Genomic DNA, 22,197 nt, shown 5'->3' on the forward strand with positions numbered 1-22,197 from the left:
AAAACCGCTCACACCGCCACCGAAGGCAACGGCAGTCCGTTCAACGACTGCGCGCTGCCGGCCTGCTCGGCCATCAGCCAGTCGACGAACCGTTGAATCAATGCCCCGCGTCGCTTGCGCGGGGGCAGCACCACGTAATAGCCGAGCCGCGACAGGGTGGTCTCGGCGATCGGCCGGCACAGCAAGCCTTGGGTCAGCAAGTTATCCACAAGGTGGCGCCAGCCGATGGCCACGCCCTGGCCGCCGATGGCCGCCTGGATCAGCAGCGTGTAGTTGTCGAAGCGCAATTGCCCCGGCGCCGGCGGAGTGGTGAGGCCGAGTTCGCGGAACAGCCCGCTCCAGTCGAACCAGCGGCTGCTGTTCTCGCCCCGCAGGTGCAGCAGCGGAAACTCCAGCAACGCCGTGGGCGACAGGGGCAGGGTGCGGTCCTTGAGCAGTTGCGGGCTGCACACCGGAAACACTTCCTCGCTGAACAGCCAGTGGCTTTCGCCCTGCTTGAAGCGCCCGTCGCCGAACAGCACCGCCACGTCGATGTCGGTGCGCAGCATGTTGTGGCTGCGCTCGCTGGTGACCAGGCTCACGTCCACCTGCGGGTTGGCCGCGTGGAAACGGTGCAGGCGCGGCATGAGCCAATAGGCGGCGAAGGCGAAATCGGTGGCGACCTGCAACACTTCATGCTGCTGTTGTGCGCTGATCGCGCTCAATCCTGCATCGATGTTCTGCAAACCGAGGGCAACCTGCTCGAACAGCAACGCGCCGGCCTCGGTCAGGCCGATGCCCCGGTAGATCCGGTCGAACAGCCGCGCGCCGAGCTGTTCCTCCAGCCGCTTGATCTGCTGGCTGACGGCCGGTTGCGTGGTGCCCAGCTCCACCGCCGCAGCGGTGAAACTGCGGTGGCGGGCCGCCGCCTCGAAGGCGCGCAGCAGGTCCAGCGAAAGGTCGCCAAGGGCTTCATACATAAGCGGTGCTTATCCTAGTCATTGTTCGGCGCGGGCTTTACCGAACCGGGCATGGAATCCATGCTCAATCGCAGCAATGTCGCATAACTCTCCACTATGGAATGCCGCGATCACATGAAGCGCAAGAACATTCTTTTCATCATGGCCGATCAGATGGCCGCGCCCATGCTGCCGTTCTACGGCCCGTCGCCCGTCAAGCTGCCGAACCTCAGCCGTCTCGCCGACCAAGGCGTGGTGTTCGACGCCGCCTACTGCAACAGCCCGCTGTGCGCGCCGTCGCGCTTCACCCTGGTCAGCGGCCAGTTGCCCAGCAAGATCGGCGCCTACGACAACGCCGCCGATTTCCCCGCCGACGTCCCGACCTACGCCCACTACCTGCGTCGCCTCGGCTACCGCACCGCGCTGTCGGGCAAGATGCACTTCTGCGGCCCGGACCAGCTGCACGGCTACGAGGAACGCCTGACCAGCGACATCTACCCCGCCGACTACGGCTGGGCGGTGAACTGGGACGAGCCGGACGTGCGCCCCAGCTGGTACCACAACATGTCCTCGGTGCTCCAGGCCGGGCCGTGCGTGCGCACCAACCAGCTCGATTTCGACGAAGAAGTGGTGTTCAAGGCCCGGCAGTACCTGTACGACCATGTCCGCGAGGACGGCGACCGGCCGTTCTGCCTGACCGTGTCGATGACCCATCCGCACGACCCGTACACGATTCCCAAGGCTTTCTGGGACTTGTACGACGATGCCGACATCCCGCTTCCGGCCACGCCGGACCAACATTCGCTCGATCCGCATTCCCGGCGCCTGCTCAAGGTCTACGACCTGTGGGACAAGCCGCTGCCTGTGGATAAGATCCGCGACGCCCGTCGCGCCTACTTCGGCGCGTGCAGCTACATCGACGACAACGTCGGCAAACTCCTGCAGACCCTGGAGGAAACCGGTCTGGTCGACGACACCGTCATCGTGTTCTCCGGCGACCACGGCGACATGCTCGGCGAGCGCGGGCTCTGGTACAAGATGCACTGGTTCGAGATGGCCGCCCGGGTGCCGCTGCTGATCAGCGCCCCCGGCCGGTTCGGCGCCCGCCGCGTCAGCGCCGCCGTGTCCACCGCCGACCTGCTGCCGACCTTCGTCGAACTGGCCGGCGGCAGCCTGGAGCCGGGCCTGCCGCTGGACGGCCGGTCGCTGGTGCCGCACCTGCAAGGGCAGGGCGGGCACGACGAAGTGTTCGGCGAGTACATGGCCGAAGGCACGGTGGGCCCGCTGATGATGATCCGGCGCGGTGCCTACAAGTTTATCTACAGTGAAGACGACCCTTGCCTGCTGTTTGACGTGGACAACGACCCGCGTGAACAGGAAGAACTCAGCCATTCACCGCAGCATCGCCAGCTGTTCGACGATTTTCTCGCCGAAGCGCGGGCCCGCTGGGACGTCCCGGCGATCCGGCGGGACGTGCTCGCCAGCCAGCGGCGGCGGCGCTTCGTCGCCGGGGCGCTGACCCTCGGCGCACTCAAGAGCTGGGATCACCAGCCGCTGGTGGACGCCAGCCAGCAGTACATGCGCAACCACATCGACCTCGATGACCTGGAGCGCAAGGCCCGTTATCCACAACCCTGCCAAAACCAATAACGCAAAGGGGAAGTCCATGGTCAAGTTATCCACAATCGTGACGGTCGGCCTGATCACGCTGGGCAGCGCCCAGGCCTGGGCCGAGCAAAGCTGCGAAACCGTGAAAATGGCCGACCCCGGCTGGAGCGACATCGCCGCCACCAACGCCATCACCGGGTTCCTGCTGGACGGCATGGGCTACAAGCCCAAGGTCGACACCCTCGCGGTGCCGATCACCTTCGGCGGCCTGAAGGACGGCCAGGTCGATGTGTTTCTCGGCAACTGGATGCCGGCGCAGCAGGGGTTCTACGACAAGTTCGTGGCCACCGGCGACGTCACCCAACTGGCGAAGAACCTCGACGGCACCGAATTCACCCTGGCCGTGCCCGACTACGTGTGGGACGCTGGCGTGCATGACTTCGCCGACCTGAACAAGTACGCCGACAAGTTCGACAAGAAGATCTACGGCATCGGCTCCGGCGCGCCGGCCAACATTTCCCTGCAGGAGATGATCAAGAAGGACGACTTCGGCATGGGCCAGTGGAAGCTGATCGAGTCCAGCGAACAGGCGATGCTCGCCGAAGTGTCGCGGGCGGTGAAGAAACAGAAGTTCGTCACCTTCCTCGGCTGGACGCCGCACCCGATGAACGTGCAGCTGAAAATGCATTACCTCAAGGGCGGCGAGAAGTACTTCGGCGACACCGGCAGCGTGCACACCCTGACCCGCAAAGGCTACGCCGAGGCCTGCCCGAACGTGGGCCGGCTGCTGACCAACCTGTCGTTCACCCAGCAGATGGAGAACAGCATCATGGCCGAGGTGGTGAACAAGAAGATCAGCAACGCCGACGCGGCCAAGGCGTGGATCAAGGCCAACCCGGCGGTGCTGGAGAAGTGGCTGGACGGGGTGAAGACCGTGGACGGCAAAGACGCGCTGCCTGCGGTCAAGGCCCGGCTCTGAACCCTGTGGCGAGGGCGCTTGCTCCCGTCGGGCTGCGCAATGGTTGCGAAGCCTGAAGGCCGGGCTGCCGGATTTGGGAGCGCTGCGCACTCCAGCGGGAGCAAGCTCCCTCGCCACAAGCCACAAGCCACAAGCCACAAGCCACAAGCCACAAGCCACCCGTAAGGGTGTGTGCCTGATACCCTTGCGCAAAATTCCATCCGAGAGGATCCATGGCCCTCCCCAGCCGCCGCTCACTCTTGCCCTTCCTGACCTGGCTGCCCCGGCAAACCCGCGCCAGCGTCGGACGCGACCTGATCGTCGGCCTCAGCGGCGCGATCCTCGCGTTGCCCCAGTCGATCGCCTACGCCCTGATCGCCGGTCTTCCGCCCGAGTACGGTCTTTATGCGGCGATCGTCCCGGTGCTGATCGCCTGCCTGTGGGGCTCGTCCTGGCACCTGATCTGCGGGCCGACGGCGGCGATCTCGATCGTCCTGTACGCCAGCGTCAGCCCGTTGGCCGTCCCCGCCTCGCAGGACTACATCACCCTGATCCTGCTGCTGACGTTCCTGGCCGGGATCTTCCAGTGGCTGCTCGGCCTGCTGCGTTTCGGCGCCCTGGTGAACTTCGTGTCGCACTCGGTGGTGCTCGGCTTCACCCTCGGCGCGGCGGTGGTGATCGCCGTCGGCCAGTTGCCGAATCTGCTGGGCCTGGACCTGCCGGCCAAGGCCACGGCACTGGCGAGCCTGACGGACCTGCTGGGCCACCTGGGGGCTGTGGATAAGCCGTCGCTGGCCCTGGGCCTGGCCACGGTGGGGGTGGGCGCCGCGCTCAAGCGCCTGCTGCCGCGCTGGCCGACCCTGTTGATCACCCTGGCGCTGGGCAGCCTGCTGGTGTGGCTGTGGCCGGCGATGTTCGGCCATGTGCGACTGGTCAGCGCGTTCACCGGCAGCCTGCCGCCGTTCAGCGCGTTGCCGCTGGATCTGGACCTGATCCTGCGCCTGCTGCCCAGCGCGGTGGCGGTGGGCATGCTCGGGCTGGTCACCAGCCTGTCGATCGCCCGGTCCATCGCCGCCCGTTCGCAGCAGTTGCTCGACGCCAACCAGGAAGTCCGCGCCCAGGGGCTGTCGAACATCGTCGGTGCGTTCTTTTCCGGTTCGCTGTCCGCCGGGTCGTTCACCCGCTCGGGGCTGAGCTACGAGGCCGGCGCCTGCTCGCCGCTGGCCGGGGTGTTTTCGGCGGTGTGGGTGGCGCTGTTCGCGCTGTTCGGCGCCGGGCTGATCGCGCACATCCCGATTCCGGCCATGGCCGGCAGCATCCTGCTGATCGCCTGGGGGCTGGTGGACCATCGCGGCCTGCGCGCCTTGCTGCGGGTCAGCCGCGCCGAGTTCGCGGTGATGGCCCTGACCTGCGCCGCCACGCTGCTGCTGGAGCTACAGACGGCGATCTACGCCGGGGTGCTGGCGTCGCTGTTCTTCTACCTCAAGCGCACCTCGCAGCCGCGGGTGCAGCATTGGCGCGACGGCGAGGACGATGTGCTGCGGGTCGGCGGTTCGATCTTCTTCGGCGCCAGCCACTACCTGCAGGTGCGCCTGCAACGCCTGCACGGCGCGCGGGTGGTGATCGAGGCGCAGCAGATCAACTTCATCGATTACTCAGGGGTGGAGATGCTGCACCAGGAAGCGCGGCGCCTGCTGAGCCAGGACCGTTGCCTGACGTTGCGCCGGGCCCGGCCGCAGGTGGTGGAGGAGCTGCTCAAGCTGGAAGGGCCGCAGAAGTGCCCGATCCGCTTCGAGGACTGACCCGCCCCTGTGGCGAGGGAGCTTGCTCCCGCCGGGCTGTGCAGCAGCCCCATGCCTGTTGGCGGGCGCTTCGCACCCGAGCGGGAGCAAGCTCCCTCGCCACAGGCAGTGGGGTCACTGCGCCAATTGGCGGCGCAGTTCGGCCAGCACCGGTGCGGTATCCGGGCGCACCCCGCGCCACAGGAAAAACGCTTCCGCCGCCTGCTCGGCGAGCATCCCCAGCCCGTCCATCACCACCCCGGCGCCGTGTTCGCTGGCCCAGCGGCAGAACGCGGTGGGTTCCTTGCCGTACATCATGTCGTAGCACAGGGTCTTGCCCGGCTCGATCAGGCTCGGGGCGATCGGCGGCACGTCGCCGGTGAGGCTGGCCGAGGTGGCGTTGATGATCACGTCCACCGGCTCCTGCAGCCAGTCGAAACCGCTGGCCGACACCGGCCCCAGGTCGCAGAACAGCTCGGCCAGCAGCTCGGCCTTGTCCACCGTGCGGTTGGCGATGATCACCGACGCCGGCCGCTCGGCCAGCAACGGCTCCAGCGCGCCGCGCACCGCACCGCCGGCCCCCAGCAGCAAGATGCGTTTGCCGGTCAGGCTGAAACCGGCGTTGACCGTCAGGTCGCGCACCAGTCCGGCGCCGTCGGTGTTATCGCCCAGCAGGCTGCCGTCGGCCTGCCGGCTCAGGGTGTTCACCGCGCCGGCCCGTTGCGCGCGGGCGGTCAGGCTGTCGGCCAGGCGGTAGGCCTCTTCCTTGAACGGCACAGTCACGTTGGCGCCGCGACCCTCCCGGAAAAACGCCTTGGCGCAGTCGCTGAAGCCGTCCAGCGGCGCCAGCAGGGTGCTGTAGTCGAGCTGCTGGCCGGTCTGCCCGGCGAACAGGCTGTGGATCATCGGCGACTTGCTGTGGCCGATCGGGTTGCCGAAAACGACGTAACGGTCCATCGACACTCCTCAGGCCTGGGCCAGCCAGTCGCGGTCTTGCAGGAAGTAGTCGGTCAGGCGCGCCTCTTCGCTGCCGGGCTCGGCTTTCCAGTCGTAGGCCCAGCGCACCTGCGGCGGCAGCGACATCAGGATCGACTCGGTGCGCCCGCCCGATTGCAGGCCGAACAGGGTGCCGCGGTCGTAGACCAGGTTGAACTCGACGTAGCGCCCGCGGCGGAACTCCTGGAACTCGCGCTGCTTGGCGGTGAACGCCTCGTGCTTGCGGCGCTGGACGATCGGCAGGTAGGCGTCGATGTAGGCATCGCCGATGGCGCGCATGAAGGCGAAGCTGGTGTCGAAGTCCCACTCGTTCAGGTCATCGAAGAACAGGCCGCCGATGCCGCGCGGCTCGTGGCGGTGCTTGATGTGGAAGTAGGTGTCGCACCAGGCCTTGTAGCGCGGGTAGACGTCCGGGCCGAACGGCGCGCAGGCCTGCGCGGCGATGCGGTGCCAGTGCACGCAGTCTTCTTCGTTGCCGTAGTACGGGGTCAGGTCGAAGCCGCCGCCGAACCACCAGACCGGCTCCTCGCCTTCCTTTTCGGCGATGAAGAAGCGCACGTTGGCGTGGGACGTCGGCACGTGCGGGTTGTGCGGATGGATCACCAGCGACACGCCCAGGGCCTCGAAGCCGCGTCCGGCCAGCTCCGGCCGGTGGGCGCTGGCCGACGGCGGCAGGCCGCTGCCGAAGACGTGGGAAAAGTTGACGCCGCCCTTTTCGATCACCGCGCCGTTCTCGATCACCCGGGTACGACCGCCGCCGCCGGCCGGGCGGGACCAGGCGTCTTCGACGAAGCGCGTGCCGCCGTCTTCGGTCTCCAGCGCGGCGCAGATGCGGTCTTGCAGGTCGAGCAGATACGCCTTTACGGCGTCGGTGCGGGTCGTCATGGCATCACCTTGGATCGGGCAAAACAGCGCGCGGCCCCCGCAAACAGGGGACGCCGCGCAAATGGGCGCACAGCATACCATCGCAGGCGAACCTGCCGCAGTTGACGAAGATCAAGCTTGGGGGTTCGATAGCAGGCTTCCCGAATGTCTCAAGGAGCAGGCAGATGGCCAAGCGTATCCAGTTCCGCGCCCACGGCGGCCCCGACGTGCTCGAGTACGTCGACTACTCGCCCGCCGAGCCCGGCCCGCAGCAGGTCCGCGTGAGCAACAAGGCCATCGGCCTGAACTTCATCGACACCTACTACCGCAGCGGCCTCTATTCGCCGCCGGCCCTGCCGTCGGGGCTCGGCGCCGAGGGCGCCGGCATCGTCGAGGCGGTGGGCAGCGCCGTGACCCGGTTCAAGGTCGGCGACCGCGTGGCCTACGGCAGCGGCCCTTTGGGGGCCTACAGCGACGTGCATGTCCTGCCCGAAGCCAACCTGGTGCACCTGCCGGACGCCATCGGTTTCGAGACCGCCGCCGGCGTGATGCTCAAGGGCCTGACCGTGCAGTACCTGCTGCGCCAGACCTACGAGCTCAAGGGCGGCGAAACCATTCTGTTCCACGCGGCGGCCGGCGGCGTCGGCCTGCTCGCCTGCCAGTGGGCCAAGGCCCTGGGCGTGAAGCTGATCGGCACCGTCAGCTCGAAGGAAAAGGCTGAACTGGCCAAGGCCAACGGCGCCTGGGCGACCATCGACTACAGCCACGAAAACGTCGCGCAACGGGTGCTGGAGCTGACCGACGGCAAGAAAGTCCCGGTGGTGTACGACGGCGTCGGCAAGGACACCTGGCCGGCCTCGCTGGACAGCGTGGCCCCGCGCGGGCTGGTGGTGAGCTTCGGCAATGCGTCCGGCGCGGTGGAGGGCGTGAACCTGGGGATCCTGGCGGCCAAGGGTTCGCTGTACGTGACCCGGCCGACCTTGGCGACCTACGCCAACAATGCCGAGAACCTGCAGCGCATGGCCGACGAACTGTTCGGGATGATCGCCGCCGGCAAGCTCAAGGTGGAGATCGGCCAGCGCTATCCGTTGGCGGACGCCGCCAAGGCGCAGACCGAGCTGTCGGCGCGGCGCACCACCGGCTCGACCATTCTGTTGCCTTGAGCCACCGCAGGGTGGCGCGGAAGCGGCGGGCCGGCTGCCCTTGATGTCGGATGGGGCGGCCGGCTCCTGCGGATGCCGGTCGTTACAGCGACTCCAGGCAGCCCGCCAGGTCATTGCCCAGCTTTTCAAGCACCTGCTCATAACCCTGGGCGGTCGCCGGGGTGTACCCGCCGAGCGCATCCAGTTCCGCCAGTTTCACCGGCAGGCCGGCCACCAGGGTTTCCGCCAGGCGCGGGCGCAGCGGCGGTTCGCTGAACACGCAGGTCTTGCCGACTTCCTGCAGCCGCGCCCGCATCGCGGCGACATGCTGCGCGCCCGGCTGCACTTCCGCCGCGACGCTGAACACGCCGGCGTGCTTGAGGCCGTAGGCGTCCTCGAAGTAGTCGAAGGCTTCGTGGAACACGAAGTAGGGTTTGCCTTCGATGCCGGCCAGGCGTTTCTTCAGGCGTGCGTCCAGCGCATCGAGGCGCCCGTCGAACGCCTTGGCATTGCTTTGGTAGCGCTGGGCGTTGGCCGGGTCGGCGGCGCTCAGGTCGGCGGCCATTTTGTCGGCGATCACCCGCGCGTTCACCGGAGACAGCCACAAATGCGCGTCCAGGGTGCCCGGACGGTGATCGTGGTCATGCTCGTCCGCCTCTTCGGCGTGGGAGTGGCTGTCCTCGGCGAAGCGGCGCAGCTTCAGGCCGGGCAGATCCTGCACCGCGACGCTCGGCAGCGTGCGGCCCTTCAGCACGCGGGGCAGGAAACCTTCCATGTCCGGACCGATCCAGTACAGCAGATCCACCGACTGCACCTTGCGCACGTCTGACGGGCGCAGGGCATAGTTGTGCGGCGAGGCGCCGGGCGGCAGCAGCACTTCGGGAATCGCCGTGCCGTCCTGCACGGCGGCGGCGATCAGTTGCAGCGGCTTGATGCTGGTGAGCACCTTGACCTCGGCCTGGGCCGGGCCGCTCAGCAGGAAACCGGTGACGAATGCGACAAAAACAGAAAAAAGTCGGGACACGATGACCACTCAGGGAGGCGAGAACGGGTAACATAATAACGTCTCTAGCCAAACTCGTCGCCGCTCATGCCCATTACACCGATTGCCAGCCGCCCCCACGACCACTCTCATTGCGTGCACAGCGCTCTGTCCGAGGCCGACGCCCTGTGCGCACGCAAGGGCCTGCGCCTGACCGCGCTGCGCCGGCGGGTGCTGGAGCTGGTCTGGCAGAGCCACAAGCCGCTGGGCGCCTACGACATCCTGGCGGTGCTGAGCGAGCAGGACGGCCGCCGCGCCGCGCCGCCGACCGTGTACCGGGCGCTGGATTTCCTGCTGGAGAACGGCCTGGTGCACCGCATCTCCTCGCTCAACGCCTTCATCGGCTGCGTCCACCCGGAACACGCGCATCAGGGCCAGTTCCTGATCTGCCGCCAATGTCACGCCGCCATCGAGCTTGAACAGAAGGCCATCAGCGACGCGATCATCCACGGCGCCAAGGATGTCGGCTTCGTCGTCGAGGCCCAGACCGTCGAAGTGGTCGGCCTCTGCTCCGGCTGCCGGGGGGCTTGATGAGCGACACGCTGATCCGTCTCGAGCAGGTGGCGGTCCGGTTCGCCGGGCAGAACGTGCTGGACAACATTCACCTGAGCGTCGAGCCGGGCCAGATCGTCACCCTGATCGGCCCCAACGGCGCGGGCAAGACCACCCTGGTGCGCGCCGTGCTCGGGCTGCTCAAGCCGGACAGCGGCCGCGTCTGGCGCAAGCCGAAGCTGCGGGTCGGCTACATGCCGCAGAAGCTCCACGTCGATCCGACCTTGCCGCTGTCGGTGCTGCGTTTCCTGCGCCTGGTGCCGGGCGTCGACCGCACGCGGGCCCTGGCGGCGCTCAAGGAAGTCGGCGCCGAACACGTCATCGACAGCCCGGTGCAAAGCGTTTCCGGCGGCGAGATGCAGCGCGTGCTGCTGGCCCGGGCGCTGCTGCGCGAGCCCGAGCTGCTGGTGCTGGACGAACCGGTGCAGGGCGTCGACGTGGCCGGCCAGGCCGAGCTGTACAGCCTGATCACGCGCCTGCGCGACCGCCACGGCTGCGGCGTGCTGATGGTCTCCCATGACCTGCACCTGGTGATGAGCACCACCGACCAGGTGGTCTGCCTCAACCGCCACGTCTGCTGCTCCGGGCATCCCGAGCAGGTCAGCGGCGACCCGGCCTTCGTCGAGCTGTTCGGCAACAACGCGCCGAGCCTGGCGATCTATCACCACCATCACGACCACGCCCACGACCTGCACGGCTCGGTGGTCAAGGCGGCCCCGGCGGGCCAACCCCATGTTCACGGAGATGGCTGCAAGCATGGCTGATTTTCTGTTCTACGCCCTGCTTGCAGGTCTGGCGCTGGCGGTGGTCGCGGGGCCGCTCGGCTCGTTCGTGGTCTGGCGGCGCATGGCCTACTTCGGCGACACCCTGTCCCATGCCGCCCTGCTGGGCGTGGCGCTGGGCTTTTTGCTGGATGTCAGCCCGACCGTGGCGGTCACCGTCGGCTGCCTGCTGCTGGCGGTGGTGCTGGTGACGCTGCAGCAGCGTCAGCCGCTGGCCTCCGACACGCTGCTGGGAATTCTCGCGCCGAGCACGCTCTCCCTCGGCCTGGTGGTACTAAGCTTCATGCATGAAGTGCGGATCGACCTGATGGCCTATCTGTTCGGCGACCTGCTGGCGATCAGCCCCACCGACCTGGCCTGGATCCTCGGCGGCAGCGCGGCGGTGCTGGCGTTGCTGGTGACGCTGTGGCGGCCGCTGCTGGCGATCACCGTGCATGAAGAGCTGGCCAAGGTCGAAGGCTTGCCGGTGGCCGGGCTGCGCATGGCGCTGATGCTGCTGATCGCGGTGGTGATCGCGGTGGCGATGAAGATCGTCGGCGTGCTGCTGATCACCTCCTTGCTGATCATCCCGGCGGCTGCGGCACAGCGTCACGCCCGCTCCCCGGAGCAGATGGCGCTGGGCGCCAGCCTGTTGGGCATGCTGGCCGTGTGCGGCGGGCTGGCGCTGTCCTGGTTCAAGGACACGCCGGCCGGCCCTTCGATCGTTGTGACGGCGGCCGCACTGTTTCTGCTCAGTTTTGTCCTGCCCCGTCGAGGGGTGTAGACTTGCTCGCTTTTTGCGCAATTAGAGAGTCGCAGGAATGAAGCCGTTCGCCTCCCGTTATCTGCTCCTTGTCGCATTTTCCGTGCTGCTGGGCGCTTGCCAAAGCACGCCGCCGGTGGCCGAAGCCCCCGACGCGCGGGCCACGGCCATCGCACAACTGGAGCAAAGCCTGGCCAGCAGCGAACTGGCCACCGCCGAAGACCAATTGGCGGCCTTGCAGGCTGAAACCCCCAACGACCAGTCCCTCGAGCAGTACCAGCGGCAACTGGCCGAAGCCTATCTGCGCCGCAGCCAGATCGTGCTGCAGAAGGGCGACGTGAACGCTGCCGCCATGGCCCTGAGCCGTGCCCGCGCCCTCATGCCCAAGGCCCCGGCCCTGACCGGCGGCGTCAACGGCGCCATCACCGAGGCCCGCAAGGCCGAGCTGGAAAAGGCTGAAGCGGCGTTGCAGGCCGCAGAATCCAAACCCAAGGCCCGAGTGATCGACCCGGCCGCCGAGAGCACCACCGTCGCGCTGAACATCACCGATAGCCGCAAACTGCGTCGGCAACTGGATGCGATCGCCGCCGATGTGGTGAATTACGACTGCGCGGTGACCCTCCAGGCGCCGCGCACCGACGACTATCCGTGGCTGGCGACCCTGCTGACCAAGCGGGTGAAGAAGCTCGATCCGGACTTCGACCTGCAGATCCGCAAGCAGACCGTGCGCACCGTGCCCGCGCAGATGGTGCTGAGCCCGCGCAAACCGTAAGGCGACGCGGGCAAGGCGCGAGTCCTGCGGGAGCGGCGGCCTTCAGCCTGGCGCTCCCCCCGTTCTTCGATGACCTTTGATCGCGTTATTGCCAAAAGAAAGGTTGTTTGCGAAATAAATGCTAAGAACCTCTATACGGACAGGCTAAAATGCGCGCCCGGCTAACCGCTGACCCTTTTCAACGCGCCCCACAAGGTTCGCTACGTGATCGAGTTTCAAAACGTCCATAAGACTTACCGCGTCGCCGGTAAGGACATCACTGCGCTGCACCCGACCAGTCTGTCGATTGAGAACGGTCAGGTGTTCGGCCTGATTGGCCATTCCGGCGCGGGGAAAAGCACCCTGCTGCGTCTGATCAATCGCCTGGAGGATTCCAGCGGCGGCAAGATCACCGTCGACGGCGAAGAGATCACCGCGCTGGACGCCAACGGCCTGCGCCGTTTCCGTCAGCAGGTCGGGATGATCTTCCAGCACTTCAACCTGCTGGCGTCCAAGACCGTGGCCGACAACGTCGCGCTGCCGCTGACCCTGGCCGGCGAACTGTCGCGCAGCGAGATCGACCGCCGTGTGGACGAGCTGCTGGCGCGGGTCGGGCTGTCCGACCACGCGAAAAAGTACCCGGCGCAACTGTCCGGCGGCCAGAAGCAGCGCGTCGGCATCGCCCGCGCCCTGGCGACCAAGCCGAAGATCCTGCTGTGCGACGAGGCCACCAGCGCCCTCGATCCGCAGACCACCGCCTCGGTGCTGCAACTGCTGGCCGAGATCAACCGCGAGCTGAAACTGACCATCGTACTGATCACCCACGAGATGGACGTGATCCGCCGCGTCTGCGACCAGGTGGCGGTGATGGACGCCGGCACGATCGTCGAGCAGGGCCCGGTGGCCGACGTGTTCCTGCATCCGAAGCACCCGACCACCAAGCGTTTCGTCCAGGAAGACGAGCAGATCGACGAAAACGAGCAGCGCGACGACTTCGCCCACGTGCCGGGCCGCATCGTGCGCCTGACCTTCCAGGGCGATGCGACCTACGCGCCGCTGCTGGGCACCGTCGCCCGGGAGACCGGCGTGGACTACAGCATCCTGGCCGGCCGCATCGACCGCATCAAAGACGTTCCCTACGGGCAATTGACCCTCGCCGTCACCGGCGGCGACATGGACGCGGCGTTCGCCCGCTTCACCGCCGCCGACGTTCACATGGAGGTGCTCCGCTGATGGAACTGCTCAAGACCCTGTTCGAAAACATCGACTGGCTGGAAATCTGGCTGGCCACCGGCGACACCCTGATGATGCTCGGCGGCTCGCTGCTGTTCACCGTCCTGCTGGGCCTGCCGCTGGGCGTGCTGCTGTTCCTGTGCAGCCCGCGCCAGTTGCTGGAGAACCGCGGCGTCTACGCGATCATGTCGCTGGTGGTGAACATCCTGCGTTCGCTGCCGTTCATCATCCTGCTGATCGTGATGATCCCGTTCACCGTGCTGATCACCGGCACCTCGCTGGGCGTGGCCGGTGCGATTCCGCCGCTGGTGGTGGGCGCGACGCCGTTCTTCGCGCGGCTGGTGGAAACCGCCCTGCGCGAGGTGGACCGCGGCATCATCGAAGCGACCCAGTCGATGGGCGCGACCACCCGGCAGATCATCGTCAACGCCCTGCTGCCGGAGGCCCGTCCGGGCATCTTCGCGGCGATTACGGTGACAGCGATTACACTGGTGTCCTACACGGCGATGGCCGGTGTGGTCGGCGCCGGCGGTCTGGGCGACCTGGCGATCCGCTTCGGCTACCAGCGTTTCCAGACCGACGTGATGGTCGTGACCGTCGTACTGCTGCTGATTCTGGTGCAAGTGCTGCAAATGGCGGGCGACCGGCTGGTCGTCCACTTCTCGCGCAAATAATCGATCCTGTCACAGAAAAACATGAGCCGGCCTTCCCCGGCAGGCGCTAAGGCGCCGCCGGCGGATACCCACAAGGAGTTAGCTGAATGAAAAGACTGTTCGTTGCCCTCGCTGCCGCCGCCGCTTTCTCGGCCCACGCCGCCGAAACCCTGACCGTGGCTGCGACCCCGGTGCCGCATGCCGAGATCCTCGAGTTCGTGAAGCCGGCGCTGGCCAAGGAAGGCGTGGACCTGAAGGTGAAGGTGTTCACCGACTACATTCAGCCGAACGTGCAGGTGGCCGAGAAGCGCCTGGACGCCAACTTCTTCCAGCACCAGCCGTACCTCGATGAGTTCAACAAGGCCAAGGGCACCAGCCTGGTGTCCGTGGCCGGCGTGCACCTGGAGCCGCTGGGCGCCTACTCCAGCAAGTACAAGAAGCTCGACGAGCTGCCGAGCGGCGCCAACGTGGTGATCCCGAACGACGCCACCAACGGCGGCCGTGCGCTGCTGCTGCTGGACAAGGCCGGCGTGATCAAGCTCAAGGACTCGAAGAACATCCTGTCCACCGTCAAGGACATCGCCGAGAACCCGAAAGGCCTGAAGATCCGTGAACTGGAAGCCGCGACCATCCCGCGCGTGCTGACCCAGGTCGACCTGGCGCTGATCAACACCAACTACGCGCTGGAAGCCAAGCTCGATCCGTCCAAGGACGCGCTGGTGATCGAAGGCAACGACTCGCCGTACGTGAACATCCTGGTGTCCCGCGGGGACAACAAGGACAGCGACGCGATGAAGAAACTGGCGGCCGCCCTGCACAGCCCGGAGGTGAAGCAATTCATCACCGAGAAGTACAAGGGCGCGGTGCTGCCGGCGTTCTGAACGCTGCGGCAATGAAAAAAGGGACGCCTCGGGCGTCCCTTTTTTTGTGCCTGCTTCTGTGGCGAGGGAGCTTGCTCCCGCTGGCCTGCGCAGCAGGCCTTGCCCTTCAGGAACGGGCGCCGCTACGCGCCCCGGCGGGACGGTGCGACGATTCGACAAGCTCCCTGACCGCAATGCCTTGCATCACTGCCGGTTGAGCATCACCGGCAACTGCGCCACCAGCTTGGCGTTGTTCAGCGGTGCGCGGATGAAGCCGCGCTGGGTGCCGTCCGGGCCGATCACCGCGAGGTTGCCGCTGTGGTCGACGGTGTAGTTCGGTTTGCTGGTGTCGGCCGGGATGAACGGGATGCTCACCGCGTTGGCGACCTTCTGCAGTTCCTCCACCGACTTGGGCGTCAGGCCGATGAACTGCGGATCGAAATAGCCCAGGTACTGCTTGAGCTGTTTCGGGTTGTCGCGGTTGGGGTCGACGCTGACCAGGACGATCTGCAGCTTGTCGACCGCGTCCTTGGGCAGCTCGCTCTTGATCTGGCGCAGCTGGGCGAGGGTGGTCGGGCAGATGTCCGGGCAGAACGTGTAGCCGAAGAACAGCAGGCTCCATTTGCCCTTGAGCTCGTTGACCGTGACGGCCTTGCCGTCCTGGTCGGTCATGGTCACGTCCGGCAGGCTGCGGCTCTGCGGCAGCAGGATGATGCCGGCGTCGATCAGCGCGGTGGGGTCGCCCTGGCCCTTGCCGCTCAGCACCTTGTTGACGGTCAGGCCGAGGATCAGCGCGATCACGGCGACGAGGATGAAGACGGTTTTCTGGGTTCGAGTCATAGGTTCAACAATAGGTAGTGGTCTACGAGCAGGGCGATGAACAGCAGGAACAAGTAATAAATAGAGTACTTGAAGGTGTTGATCGCCGCGTGCGGCCGAGTGCCACGGTACAGCACAACGGCCCATTGCAGAAACCGGGCGCCGAGCCCGAGCGCGCAGATCAGGTACAGCAGTCCGCTCATGTGGATCACGTAAGGCAGCAGGCTGACCGCCAGCAGGGCGAAGGTGTACAGCAGGATGTGCACCTTGGTGTAGTGCTCGCCGTGGGTGACCGGCAGCATCGGGATGTCGGCCTTGGCGTATTCCTCCTTGCGGTGGATGGCCAGGGCCCAGAAGTGCGGCGGCGTCCAGGCGAAGATGATCAGCACCAGCAGCAGGGGTTCGGCGCTGACGTGGCCGGTGGCGGCGGTCCAGCCCAGCAGCGGCGGGGCGGCGCCGGCGAGGCCGCCGATGACGATGTTCTGCGGGGTCGCCCGCTTCAGGAAACCGGTGTAGACCACCGCGTAGCCGAGCAGCGAAGCCAGGGTCAGCCACGCGGTCAGCGCATTGGTGAAGGCCAGCAGCAGGGCCTGGCCGGCCAGCGCCAGCGCCAACGCGAACGTCAGCGCCGCCGCCGGCGCCACCCGCCCCACGGCCAGCGGCCGTTTGTGGGTGCGGGCCATCACCGCGTCGATGCGCCGGTCCACCACATGGTTCACCGCCGCCGCGCCGCCGGCGCACAGCGCGATGCCCAGGTTGCCGAACACCAGCACCGTCCACGGCACGCCGGCCCGGGTCGCCAAAAACATGCCCACCAGCGAGGTGATGAGCATCAGCACCACCACCTTCGGTTTGGTCAGCTCCAGGTAGTCGCGCCACAGCGCTTGGGCAGGGCGTTCGCCGATCAGAATCGCCATGGCGTCTCTCCTTTGAGGGTGGCCGGCGCGGCCGGGTGCCTACGCGGGCTCAGGCGCCAGCCCACCGGCATCGGCCGCTTGACCCGCACCAGGCCGGTGCGCGCGTGATAGTTGACCAGCACCATCGTCAGCAGCAGCGCGGCGCCGCCGGCGTTGTGCGCCACGGCCACCGGCAGCGGCAGATGGAACAGCACGTTGCTGACGCCCAGGGTGATCTGCGCGGCGAGGGCGGTCAGCACCAGACCGGCGAGGCGGGTCATGCCCACCGTCTTCAGTTGCCAGGCCAGCCCCAGCAGCACCAGGGTCACCAGCAGGGCGCCGATGCGGTGGGTCAGGTGAATGGCGGTGCGGGCGTCGCTGTCGAGTTGGCCGCCCAGGTAATTGGGGCCGATGTGCTGGGTCAGGTGGAAGCCGTTGGCGAAGTCCGCCGGCGGCAGCCATTGGCCGTGGCAAGTGGGGAAGTCGATGCAGGCCACCGCCGCGTAGTTGGAGCTGACCCAGCCGCCGAGGGCGATCTGGCCGATCACCAGCACCAGCCCGGCGGTCGCCCAATATTGCAGGCGACGCGGTACGCTCAGGGCCGGTAGCACGCCGGACAGTCGCAACGTCAGCAGGAACAACAGGCTCAAGGTCGCGAACCCGCCCAGCAGGTGCCCGGTGACCACCTGCGGCCATAGCTTGAGCGTCACCGTCCACATGCCGAACGCGGCCTGGGCGAACACCACCGCCAGCAGGAACAGCGGCAGTTTCAGCGGCTGCCCAGGATGCTTGCGGTCGACCCACGCCCGCCCGGCCAATACGGCGATGAGCATGCCCAGGGTGCCGGCGAAGTAGCGGTGGATCATCTCGTTCCAGCCCTTGTGCGCCTCCACCGGCGAGTCCGGGAAGTGCAGCTCGGCATGGGCCAGCTGGGCTTCGCTCTTGGGCACGCTGATGAAGCCGTAGCAGCCCGGCCAGTCGGGACAGCCGAGGCCGGCGTGGGTCAGGCGGGTGTAGGCGCCGAGCAGCACCACGATCAGCGCCAGCAGGGTGGCGAACAGCGCAAGGCGAAATCCGGGTTTGGCCATGACGATGTCCCTATCCGATGTTCGACAGTTTCAGCAGGTGGCGCAGATCGTTGAGCAGATCCTTGCCGTTGACGTCCGGGCCGTAGCGCAGCACCAGGTTGCCGTGGGGGTCGATGATCCACAGCTGCGGTGCGGACGTGTCCCCGGCGGTCTTGCGCAGGCCGGCGGTGTCCAGCGGGTAGCGCTTGAGTTGCGGGTAGTCGCGGGTCAGCCGGGCTTCGTAGTCGGCGCCGAGCGGCTGCGCGGCGGCGAGGGCGTGGCTGGCGCGTCCGGCGTCGCGGCCCAGGCCGATCTGGATCTGCCGCGCCAGGTACACCAGTTGCTGGCAGTCCGCCGCGCAGTCGCCGGGGGCGGTCACCAGCATCTGCCAGCGCTCCTCGTCGGCCGCCACGCCGAGGTCGGCGCGGGTCTGGCCGTTGCCGATCAGCTCGCCGTGGTAGCTGCGGCCTTCCGGCACCCAGAACTGCAGTTTGTACATGCCGGTGGCGAGGATCATCGGGCCGACCACCCCGAGCACGATCAGCAGCAGTTGGATGCGCCCGCGGCGGCGACCGGCCGCCGGCTTGGCTTCAGACATGCTGGGTGGATTCATGGCCGCTCCCATGGTGTTTCTCCTTTGCGTTGTGCCAGCCGAGATACAGATAGAGACCGAGCAGGGCGGTGGCCATGGCGAACCACTGCACGGCGTAGCCGAGGTGTTTTTCCGGGCCCATCGCCACCACCGGCCAGTCGCTCCGGTAGCTGGCGGGGCCGGGTTCTGCGCGCAATTCGTAGGCGAAGCCGTCGCGCTCGAGGGTTTTCCACAGCCGGGCGGGTTCGACGGCGGTGACGGTCTGCGGCCAGGCGTCGCTGACCGGATCGGCATGCAGCTGGAAGGCCGCGCCGGGGGCGACGTAGACCCAGGCATCCAGATCCACCGCATCGGCCGGGGTGGCGAACTGCGGGGCAACGCGCCGGTCCGGCCACGGCAGCCAGCCGCGGTTGACCAGCAGCCACTGGCCGGTGCGCCGGTCCTGGAACGGTTGCAGCAGCTCGACGCCGACGCGGCCGTCGCGCTGGCGGTTGTCGAGCAGCAGGCTGTGGGCGGCATCGAAGCGGCCGTGCAGGTGCACCCGTCGGAAGGCCGGGTCGGCGCTGTGCAGCAGTTCGGCGGCGGCCATCGGTTCGGCGGCGCGGCGTTCGGCGTAGCTGGCGAGCAAGGCCGTCTTCTCCGCGCCGCGACCCAGCTGCCAGAAACCCAGCGACACCATCAGCGGCAGCAGCAGGACCACCGCCACCGTCGGCACGACGCCGGGCCGGAAGCGCTTCATGACCGTGCCCCGGAGCCGGTGCGCGCGACCGCTATACTCAATTGCATCGCCTGTCCCCCCGGAGTCTTGCCATGATGCTCAAGGCAGCCATCGTCCTGATGCTGATCGCCACGGTCATCAGCCTGTTCAGCGGCCTGTTCTTTCTGGTCAAGGACGACAGCGGCTCGAACCGTCTGGTGATCGCCTTGAGCATTCGGGTCACCCTGGCCGCCGCCACCGTCGGCCTGATCGCCTGGGGCTTCTGGAGCGGCCAGCTCGTTTCACATGCGCCCTGGTGAATGCGCCGGGCGCCCTCTTGCGGCCTGATGCTGTGCGCCTGCGGCTTCAGAGCACGTAGACGAACACGAACAGGCCGATCCACACCACGTCCACGAAGTGCCAGTACCAGCTCGCCGCCTCGAAGCCGAACTGGTGCTCGGCGTCGAAATGCCCGCGCATGATGCGCACCAGCATCACGAACAGGATGATCGTGCCGATGGTCACGTGGGCGCCGTGGAAACCGGTGAGCATGAAGAACGTCGCGCCGTAGATGCCCGAGCCCAGGGTCAGGCCGAGTTCGTGGTAGGCGTGCATGTACTCTTCGGCCTGCAGCGCGAGGAACCCGCAGCCCAGCAGCACGGTGACCGCCAGCCACAGTTTCAGTGCGCCGCGGTGGCCTTTCTTCAGGGCATGGTGGGCGATGGTCACGGTGACGCTGGAGCTCACCAGCAGGATGGTGTTGATCAGCGGCAGGCCCCAGGGGCTGATGACTTCCTTGGGCGGCGGGAACAGCTTGGAGTCCGGGTTGTTCAGCAGCGGCCAGACGAACTCGAAGTTCGGCCACAGCATGTGGGCGATGCCCTTGGTGCCCTCGCCGCCCAGCGCCGGCCCGGAGATGTGCCGCACGTAGAACAGCGCGCCGAAGAAGGCGATGAAGAACATCACCTCGGAAAAGATGAACCAGCTCATGCCCCAGCGGAACGAGCGGTCCAGCTGCGGGCTGTAGAGCCCCGCACGGCTTTCCTTGATCACCGCGCCGAACCAGCCGAACAGCATGTACGCCAGCAGCAGGCCGCCGATGAAGAAGATCAGCGGGCCGTGGGATTCCGGGCGTGCGGCCTTCAGGTCGTTGAACCAGGTGGCCAGGCCATACACCGTGGTGACCATGCCGACGGTCGCCACGATCGGCCACTTGCTCTGGGCCGGAACGTAATAGTGCTCATGAGTCGCCATTTATTGTTCTCCTTATCGGGCACGCTTAACCGCCAGTGCTTGCGGCCACCGGTGGATGACGGGCGGTGATGTCGAACAGCGTGTAGGACAGCGTCAGGTGCTTCACATCCTTGGGCATGTCGCGGTCAACGATGAAGCGCACCGGCATCTCGATCTGCTGACCGGGCTGCAGCACCTGCTGGGTGAAACAGAAGCATTCGGTCTTGTGGAAATACGCCGCCGCGTTGCTCGGCGCGATGCTCGGCACGGCCTGGGCGCTCATCGGCTTGTCGGTGGGGTTGCGGGCGATGAAGATCATCTCGTTGACCGCACCGGGGTTGGCCGTCAGCTCGTCATGCTTGGGGTAGAAGTCCCACGGCATGTCGGCGGTGTTGGTCGACAGGAACTGCACGCGCACCTGGCGCGAGGTGTCGACGGTCTGCTCGCCTTCGTATTGCCCGGCGGTCTTGCCGTTGATGCCGAAGGCCTTGCACATCACGTCGTAGAGCGGCACCAGGGCGAAGCCGAAGACAAACATCGCCACCACCACGCTCAGCAGGCGGGTGACCAGTTTTTTCATCGAGACCGAGTCAGCCATGACTGATGTCCTCCAGCCGTGCAGGCCTGAACCCCCGGGGCGAGGGCGCTTGTCGAATCGTCGCACCGTCCCGCCGGGGCGCGAAGCGTCCCTGACGGCGACGGGCCCGCCGTGCGGGCCAGCGGGAGCAAGCTCCCTCGCCACAGGGGCTCGGCCGTATGTTCATTTGATTTCCGGCGGCGTGGTGAAGGTGTGGTACGGCGCCGGCGACGGCACGCTCCACTCCAGGCCTTCCGCCCCGTCCCAAGGCTTGGCCGGCGCCGGCGCGCCGCCGCGGATGGTCTTGATCACGATGAACAGGAAGAAGATCTGCGTGGCGCCGAACATGAACGCGCCGATCGACGACACCATGTTGAAGTCGGCGAACTGCAGGTTGTAGTCCGGGATCCGCCGGGGCATGCCCGCAAGGCCGACGAAGTGCATCGGGAAGAACGTCAGGTTCATGCCGATGAAGGACAGCCAGAAATGCAGCTTGCCGAGGGTCTCGTCGTACATGTGGCCGGTCCACTTCGGCAGCCAGTAGTAGGCCGAGGCGAAGATCCCGAAGATCGCCCCCGGCACCAGCACGTAGTGGAAGTGGGCGACCACGAAGTAGGTGTCCTGGTACTGGAAGTCCGCCGGGGCGATGGCCAGCATCAGGCCGGAGAAGCCGCCGATGGAGAACAGGATCACGAACGCCACCGCGAACAGCATCGGCGTCTCGAAGGTCATCGAGCCCTGCCACATGGTGCTGGCCCAGTTGAACACCTTCACCCCGGTCGGCACCGCGATCAGCATGGTGGCGTACATGAAGAACAGCTCGCCCACCAGCGGGATGCCCACCACGAACATGTGGTGCGCCCAGACGATGAACGACAGGAACGCGAAGCTCGCCGTCGCGTAGACCATCGAGGTGTAGCCGAACAGCGGCTTGCGCGCGAAGGTCGGGATGATCGCGCTGACGGCGCCGAAGGCCGGCAGGATCATGATGTACACCTCGGGGTGGCCGAAGAACCAGAACACATGCTGGAACAGCACCGGGTCGCCGCCTCCGGCGGCGCTGAAGAAACTGGTGCCGAAGTGGATGTCCATCAGCATCATCGTCACGCAGCCGGCCAGCACCGGCATCACCGCGATCAGCAGGAACGCGGTGATCAGCCAGGTCCAGACGAACAGCGGCATCTTCATCAGGGTCATGCCGGGGGCGCGCAGGTTGAGGATGGTGGCGATCACGTTGATTGCGCCCATGATCGAGCTGATCCCCATCAGGTGGATGGCGAAGATGAAGAACGTCACGCTTTCCGGCGCGTAGGTGGTGGACAGCGGCGCGTAGAACGTCCAGCCGAAGTTCGGTCCGCCGCCGAGTGATCGCAACACGCCCCAAGAAAAAGCCCCCGCACACCTTACGGTTGCG

24 protein-coding genes are annotated in these 22,197 nt (G+C 66.7%); 12 read left to right on the forward strand and 12 right to left on the reverse strand.

Annotated elements, in window-relative coordinates:
• Positions 1-8 precede the first annotated feature (8 nt).
• The gene (locus ACIP0B_RS16210; protein ID WP_400833611.1) at positions 9-959 is read right to left on the reverse strand and encodes a choline sulfate utilization transcriptional regulator; all 951 of its coding nucleotides are present in this window, start codon (positions 957-959) and stop codon (positions 9-11) included.
• A 114-nt stretch (positions 960-1,073) separates the two neighbouring features.
• On the opposite strand from ACIP0B_RS16210, the gene betC reads away from it, so the two are divergent.
• From betC to ACIP0B_RS16225, 3 genes are all read left to right on the forward strand, one after another.
• Positions 1,074-2,588 (forward strand): choline-sulfatase, encoded by a 1,515-nt coding sequence (gene betC, locus ACIP0B_RS16215; RefSeq protein ID WP_400833614.1) that lies wholly within the window; start codon positions 1,074-1,076, stop codon positions 2,586-2,588.
• Positions 2,589-2,604: 16 nt separating this feature from the next.
• Entirely contained in the window at positions 2,605-3,525 is a 921-nt protein-coding gene (choX, locus tag ACIP0B_RS16220) for a choline ABC transporter substrate-binding protein (RefSeq protein WP_400833616.1), read from the forward strand.
• 212 nt (positions 3,526-3,737) lie between these two features.
• The gene (locus tag ACIP0B_RS16225; protein WP_400833618.1) at positions 3,738-5,306 is read left to right on the forward strand and encodes a SulP family inorganic anion transporter; all 1,569 of its coding nucleotides are present in this window, start codon (positions 3,738-3,740) and stop codon (positions 5,304-5,306) included.
• Positions 5,307-5,420: 114 nt separating this feature from the next.
• Here the strand turns inward: ACIP0B_RS16225 and aroE are convergent, their stop codons facing one another.
• Positions 5,421-6,242, reverse strand: coding sequence for a shikimate dehydrogenase (gene aroE / locus ACIP0B_RS16230; protein WP_400833621.1), 822 nt, complete (start codon positions 6,240-6,242; stop codon positions 5,421-5,423).
• 9 nt (positions 6,243-6,251) lie between these two features.
• A complete protein-coding gene (gene hemF, locus ACIP0B_RS16235) occupies positions 6,252-7,166 on the reverse strand; it encodes an oxygen-dependent coproporphyrinogen oxidase (RefSeq protein WP_217894350.1) in 915 nt (304 codons plus the stop codon).
• Between the two features lie 164 nt (positions 7,167-7,330).
• Between hemF and ACIP0B_RS16240 the strand changes: the two genes are divergently transcribed.
• Positions 7,331-8,308 carry an NADPH:quinone reductase gene (locus tag ACIP0B_RS16240; RefSeq protein ID WP_400833623.1) on the forward strand — a complete coding sequence of 326 codons (978 nt, stop codon included), beginning with the start codon at positions 7,331-7,333 and terminating at the stop codon, positions 8,306-8,308.
• A gap of 82 nt (positions 8,309-8,390) precedes the next feature.
• Here ACIP0B_RS16240 and ACIP0B_RS16245 read toward each other — a convergent pair whose 3' ends face one another.
• The gene (locus tag ACIP0B_RS16245) at positions 8,391-9,320 is read right to left on the reverse strand and encodes a zinc ABC transporter substrate-binding protein (RefSeq protein WP_400833626.1); all 930 of its coding nucleotides are present in this window, start codon (positions 9,318-9,320) and stop codon (positions 8,391-8,393) included.
• A 57-nt stretch (positions 9,321-9,377) separates the two neighbouring features.
• Between ACIP0B_RS16245 and zur the strand changes: the two genes are divergently transcribed.
• From zur to ACIP0B_RS16280, 7 genes are all read left to right on the forward strand, one after another.
• Positions 9,378-9,860 (forward strand): zinc uptake transcriptional repressor Zur, encoded by a 483-nt coding sequence (gene zur, locus ACIP0B_RS16250; RefSeq protein WP_400833628.1) that lies wholly within the window; start codon positions 9,378-9,380, stop codon positions 9,858-9,860.
• Positions 9,860-10,645, forward strand: a complete 786-nt coding sequence (gene znuC, locus ACIP0B_RS16255; RefSeq protein WP_400833631.1) for a zinc ABC transporter ATP-binding protein ZnuC — start codon at positions 9,860-9,862, stop codon at positions 10,643-10,645. Before zur ends, znuC begins: the two co-directional genes overlap by 1 nt.
• On the forward strand, positions 10,638-11,426 hold the full coding sequence (gene znuB, locus ACIP0B_RS16260; RefSeq protein WP_085579404.1) for a zinc ABC transporter permease subunit ZnuB: 789 nt from the start codon (positions 10,638-10,640) through the stop codon (positions 11,424-11,426). The genes znuC and znuB overlap by 8 nt, the downstream gene beginning before the upstream one ends.
• A gap of 37 nt (positions 11,427-11,463) precedes the next feature.
• Positions 11,464-12,177, forward strand: a complete 714-nt coding sequence (locus ACIP0B_RS16265) for a PA5502 family lipoprotein (protein ID WP_400833633.1) — start codon at positions 11,464-11,466, stop codon at positions 12,175-12,177.
• A 204-nt stretch (positions 12,178-12,381) separates the two neighbouring features.
• Positions 12,382-13,389 carry a methionine ABC transporter ATP-binding protein gene (locus ACIP0B_RS16270; protein WP_400833636.1) on the forward strand — a complete coding sequence of 336 codons (1,008 nt, stop codon included), beginning with the start codon at positions 12,382-12,384 and terminating at the stop codon, positions 13,387-13,389.
• Entirely contained in the window at positions 13,389-14,063 is a 675-nt protein-coding gene (locus ACIP0B_RS16275) for a methionine ABC transporter permease (protein WP_400833638.1), read from the forward strand. The genes ACIP0B_RS16270 and ACIP0B_RS16275 overlap by 1 nt, the downstream gene beginning before the upstream one ends.
• A gap of 86 nt (positions 14,064-14,149) precedes the next feature.
• Positions 14,150-14,923, forward strand: a complete 774-nt coding sequence (locus tag ACIP0B_RS16280) for a MetQ/NlpA family ABC transporter substrate-binding protein (protein ID WP_400833641.1) — start codon at positions 14,150-14,152, stop codon at positions 14,921-14,923.
• Positions 14,924-15,106: 183 nt separating this feature from the next.
• Here ACIP0B_RS16280 and ACIP0B_RS16285 read toward each other — a convergent pair whose 3' ends face one another.
• Genes ACIP0B_RS16285 through ACIP0B_RS16305 form a run of 5 tightly spaced genes read right to left on the reverse strand, consistent with a single transcriptional unit; the run spans position 15,107 to position 19,015 of the window.
• Entirely contained in the window at positions 15,107-15,742 is a 636-nt protein-coding gene (locus tag ACIP0B_RS16285) for an SCO family protein (protein WP_085655953.1), read from the reverse strand.
• Positions 15,739-16,638: a heme o synthase gene (gene cyoE, locus ACIP0B_RS16290; RefSeq protein WP_400833645.1), complete on the reverse strand. Its 900-nt coding sequence runs from the start codon at positions 16,636-16,638 to the stop codon at positions 15,739-15,741. The genes ACIP0B_RS16285 and cyoE overlap by 4 nt, the downstream gene beginning before the upstream one ends.
• Entirely contained in the window at positions 16,626-17,705 is a 1,080-nt protein-coding gene (locus tag ACIP0B_RS16295) for a heme A synthase (protein WP_400833647.1), read from the reverse strand. The genes cyoE and ACIP0B_RS16295 overlap by 13 nt, the downstream gene beginning before the upstream one ends.
• Before the next feature lie 10 nt (positions 17,706-17,715).
• Positions 17,716-18,309 carry a hypothetical protein gene (locus tag ACIP0B_RS16300; protein ID WP_400833649.1) on the reverse strand — a complete coding sequence of 198 codons (594 nt, stop codon included), beginning with the start codon at positions 18,307-18,309 and terminating at the stop codon, positions 17,716-17,718.
• The gene (locus ACIP0B_RS16305) at positions 18,275-19,015 is read right to left on the reverse strand and encodes an SURF1 family protein (protein WP_400833652.1); all 741 of its coding nucleotides are present in this window, start codon (positions 19,013-19,015) and stop codon (positions 18,275-18,277) included. The genes ACIP0B_RS16300 and ACIP0B_RS16305 overlap by 35 nt, the downstream gene beginning before the upstream one ends.
• Before the next feature lie 74 nt (positions 19,016-19,089).
• Here ACIP0B_RS16305 and ACIP0B_RS16310 point away from each other — a divergent pair, with 74 nt between their 5' ends.
• Positions 19,090-19,293, forward strand: coding sequence for a twin transmembrane helix small protein (locus ACIP0B_RS16310; RefSeq protein ID WP_400833662.1), 204 nt, complete (start codon positions 19,090-19,092; stop codon positions 19,291-19,293).
• 46 nt (positions 19,294-19,339) lie between these two features.
• Here the strand turns inward: ACIP0B_RS16310 and ACIP0B_RS16315 are convergent, their stop codons facing one another.
• The 3 genes from ACIP0B_RS16315 to ACIP0B_RS16325 form a co-directional block, all read right to left on the reverse strand.
• A complete protein-coding gene (locus ACIP0B_RS16315; RefSeq protein ID WP_400833655.1) occupies positions 19,340-20,227 on the reverse strand; it encodes a cytochrome c oxidase subunit 3 in 888 nt (295 codons plus the stop codon).
• Positions 20,228-20,252: 25 nt separating this feature from the next.
• Entirely contained in the window at positions 20,253-20,804 is a 552-nt protein-coding gene (locus ACIP0B_RS16320) for a cytochrome c oxidase assembly protein (protein WP_085579430.1), read from the reverse strand.
• Between the two features lie 162 nt (positions 20,805-20,966).
• Positions 20,967-22,197, reverse strand: a 1,231-nt coding sequence (locus ACIP0B_RS16325; protein ID WP_400833657.1) for a cbb3-type cytochrome c oxidase subunit I, incomplete at its 5' end; no start/stop codon positions are given.

The organism is Pseudomonas sp. NPDC089534 (assembly GCF_044749305.1).
Taxonomy (GTDB): Bacteria; Pseudomonadota; Gammaproteobacteria; order Pseudomonadales; family Pseudomonadaceae; genus Aquipseudomonas; species Aquipseudomonas ekonensis.

Bases quoted from the DNA above. Each gene is read 5' to 3' on its own strand.
- ACIP0B_RS16305 (WP_400833652.1), bottom strand. From the start codon at position 19,015: ATGAAGCGCTTCCGGCCCGGCGTCGTGCCGACGGTGGCGGTGGTCCTG.
- ACIP0B_RS16265 (WP_400833633.1), top strand. From the start codon at position 11,464: ATGAAGCCGTTCGCCTCCCGTTATCTGCTCCTTGTCGCATTTTCCGTG.
- ACIP0B_RS16295 (WP_400833647.1), bottom strand. From the start codon at position 17,705: ATGGCCAAACCCGGATTTCGCCTTGCGCTGTTCGCCACCCTGCTGGCG.
- ACIP0B_RS16300 (WP_400833649.1), bottom strand. From the start codon at position 18,309: ATGGGAGCGGCCATGAATCCACCCAGCATGTCTGAAGCCAAGCCGGCG.
- betC (WP_400833614.1), top strand. From the start codon at position 1,074: ATGAAGCGCAAGAACATTCTTTTCATCATGGCCGATCAGATGGCCGCG.
- ACIP0B_RS16275 (WP_400833638.1), top strand. From the start codon at position 13,389: ATGGAACTGCTCAAGACCCTGTTCGAAAACATCGACTGGCTGGAAATC.
- ACIP0B_RS16315 (WP_400833655.1), bottom strand. From the start codon at position 20,227: ATGGCGACTCATGAGCACTATTACGTTCCGGCCCAGAGCAAGTGGCCG.
- choX (WP_400833616.1), top strand. From the start codon at position 2,605: ATGGTCAAGTTATCCACAATCGTGACGGTCGGCCTGATCACGCTGGGC.
- znuC (WP_400833631.1), top strand. From the start codon at position 9,860: ATGAGCGACACGCTGATCCGTCTCGAGCAGGTGGCGGTCCGGTTCGCC.
- cyoE (WP_400833645.1), bottom strand. From the start codon at position 16,638: ATGGCGATTCTGATCGGCGAACGCCCTGCCCAAGCGCTGTGGCGCGAC.
- ACIP0B_RS16210 (WP_400833611.1), bottom strand. From the start codon at position 959: ATGTATGAAGCCCTTGGCGACCTTTCGCTGGACCTGCTGCGCGCCTTC.
- znuB (WP_085579404.1), top strand. From the start codon at position 10,638: ATGGCTGATTTTCTGTTCTACGCCCTGCTTGCAGGTCTGGCGCTGGCG.
- ACIP0B_RS16225 (WP_400833618.1), top strand. From the start codon at position 3,738: ATGGCCCTCCCCAGCCGCCGCTCACTCTTGCCCTTCCTGACCTGGCTG.
- ACIP0B_RS16285 (WP_085655953.1), bottom strand. From the start codon at position 15,742: ATGACTCGAACCCAGAAAACCGTCTTCATCCTCGTCGCCGTGATCGCG.
- aroE (WP_400833621.1), bottom strand. From the start codon at position 6,242: ATGGACCGTTACGTCGTTTTCGGCAACCCGATCGGCCACAGCAAGTCG.
- ACIP0B_RS16320 (WP_085579430.1), bottom strand. From the start codon at position 20,804: ATGGCTGACTCGGTCTCGATGAAAAAACTGGTCACCCGCCTGCTGAGC.
- ACIP0B_RS16280 (WP_400833641.1), top strand. From the start codon at position 14,150: ATGAAAAGACTGTTCGTTGCCCTCGCTGCCGCCGCCGCTTTCTCGGCC.
- ACIP0B_RS16240 (WP_400833623.1), top strand. From the start codon at position 7,331: ATGGCCAAGCGTATCCAGTTCCGCGCCCACGGCGGCCCCGACGTGCTC.
- ACIP0B_RS16310 (WP_400833662.1), top strand. From the start codon at position 19,090: ATGCTCAAGGCAGCCATCGTCCTGATGCTGATCGCCACGGTCATCAGC.
- zur (WP_400833628.1), top strand. From the start codon at position 9,378: ATGCCCATTACACCGATTGCCAGCCGCCCCCACGACCACTCTCATTGC.
- hemF (WP_217894350.1), bottom strand. From the start codon at position 7,166: ATGACGACCCGCACCGACGCCGTAAAGGCGTATCTGCTCGACCTGCAA.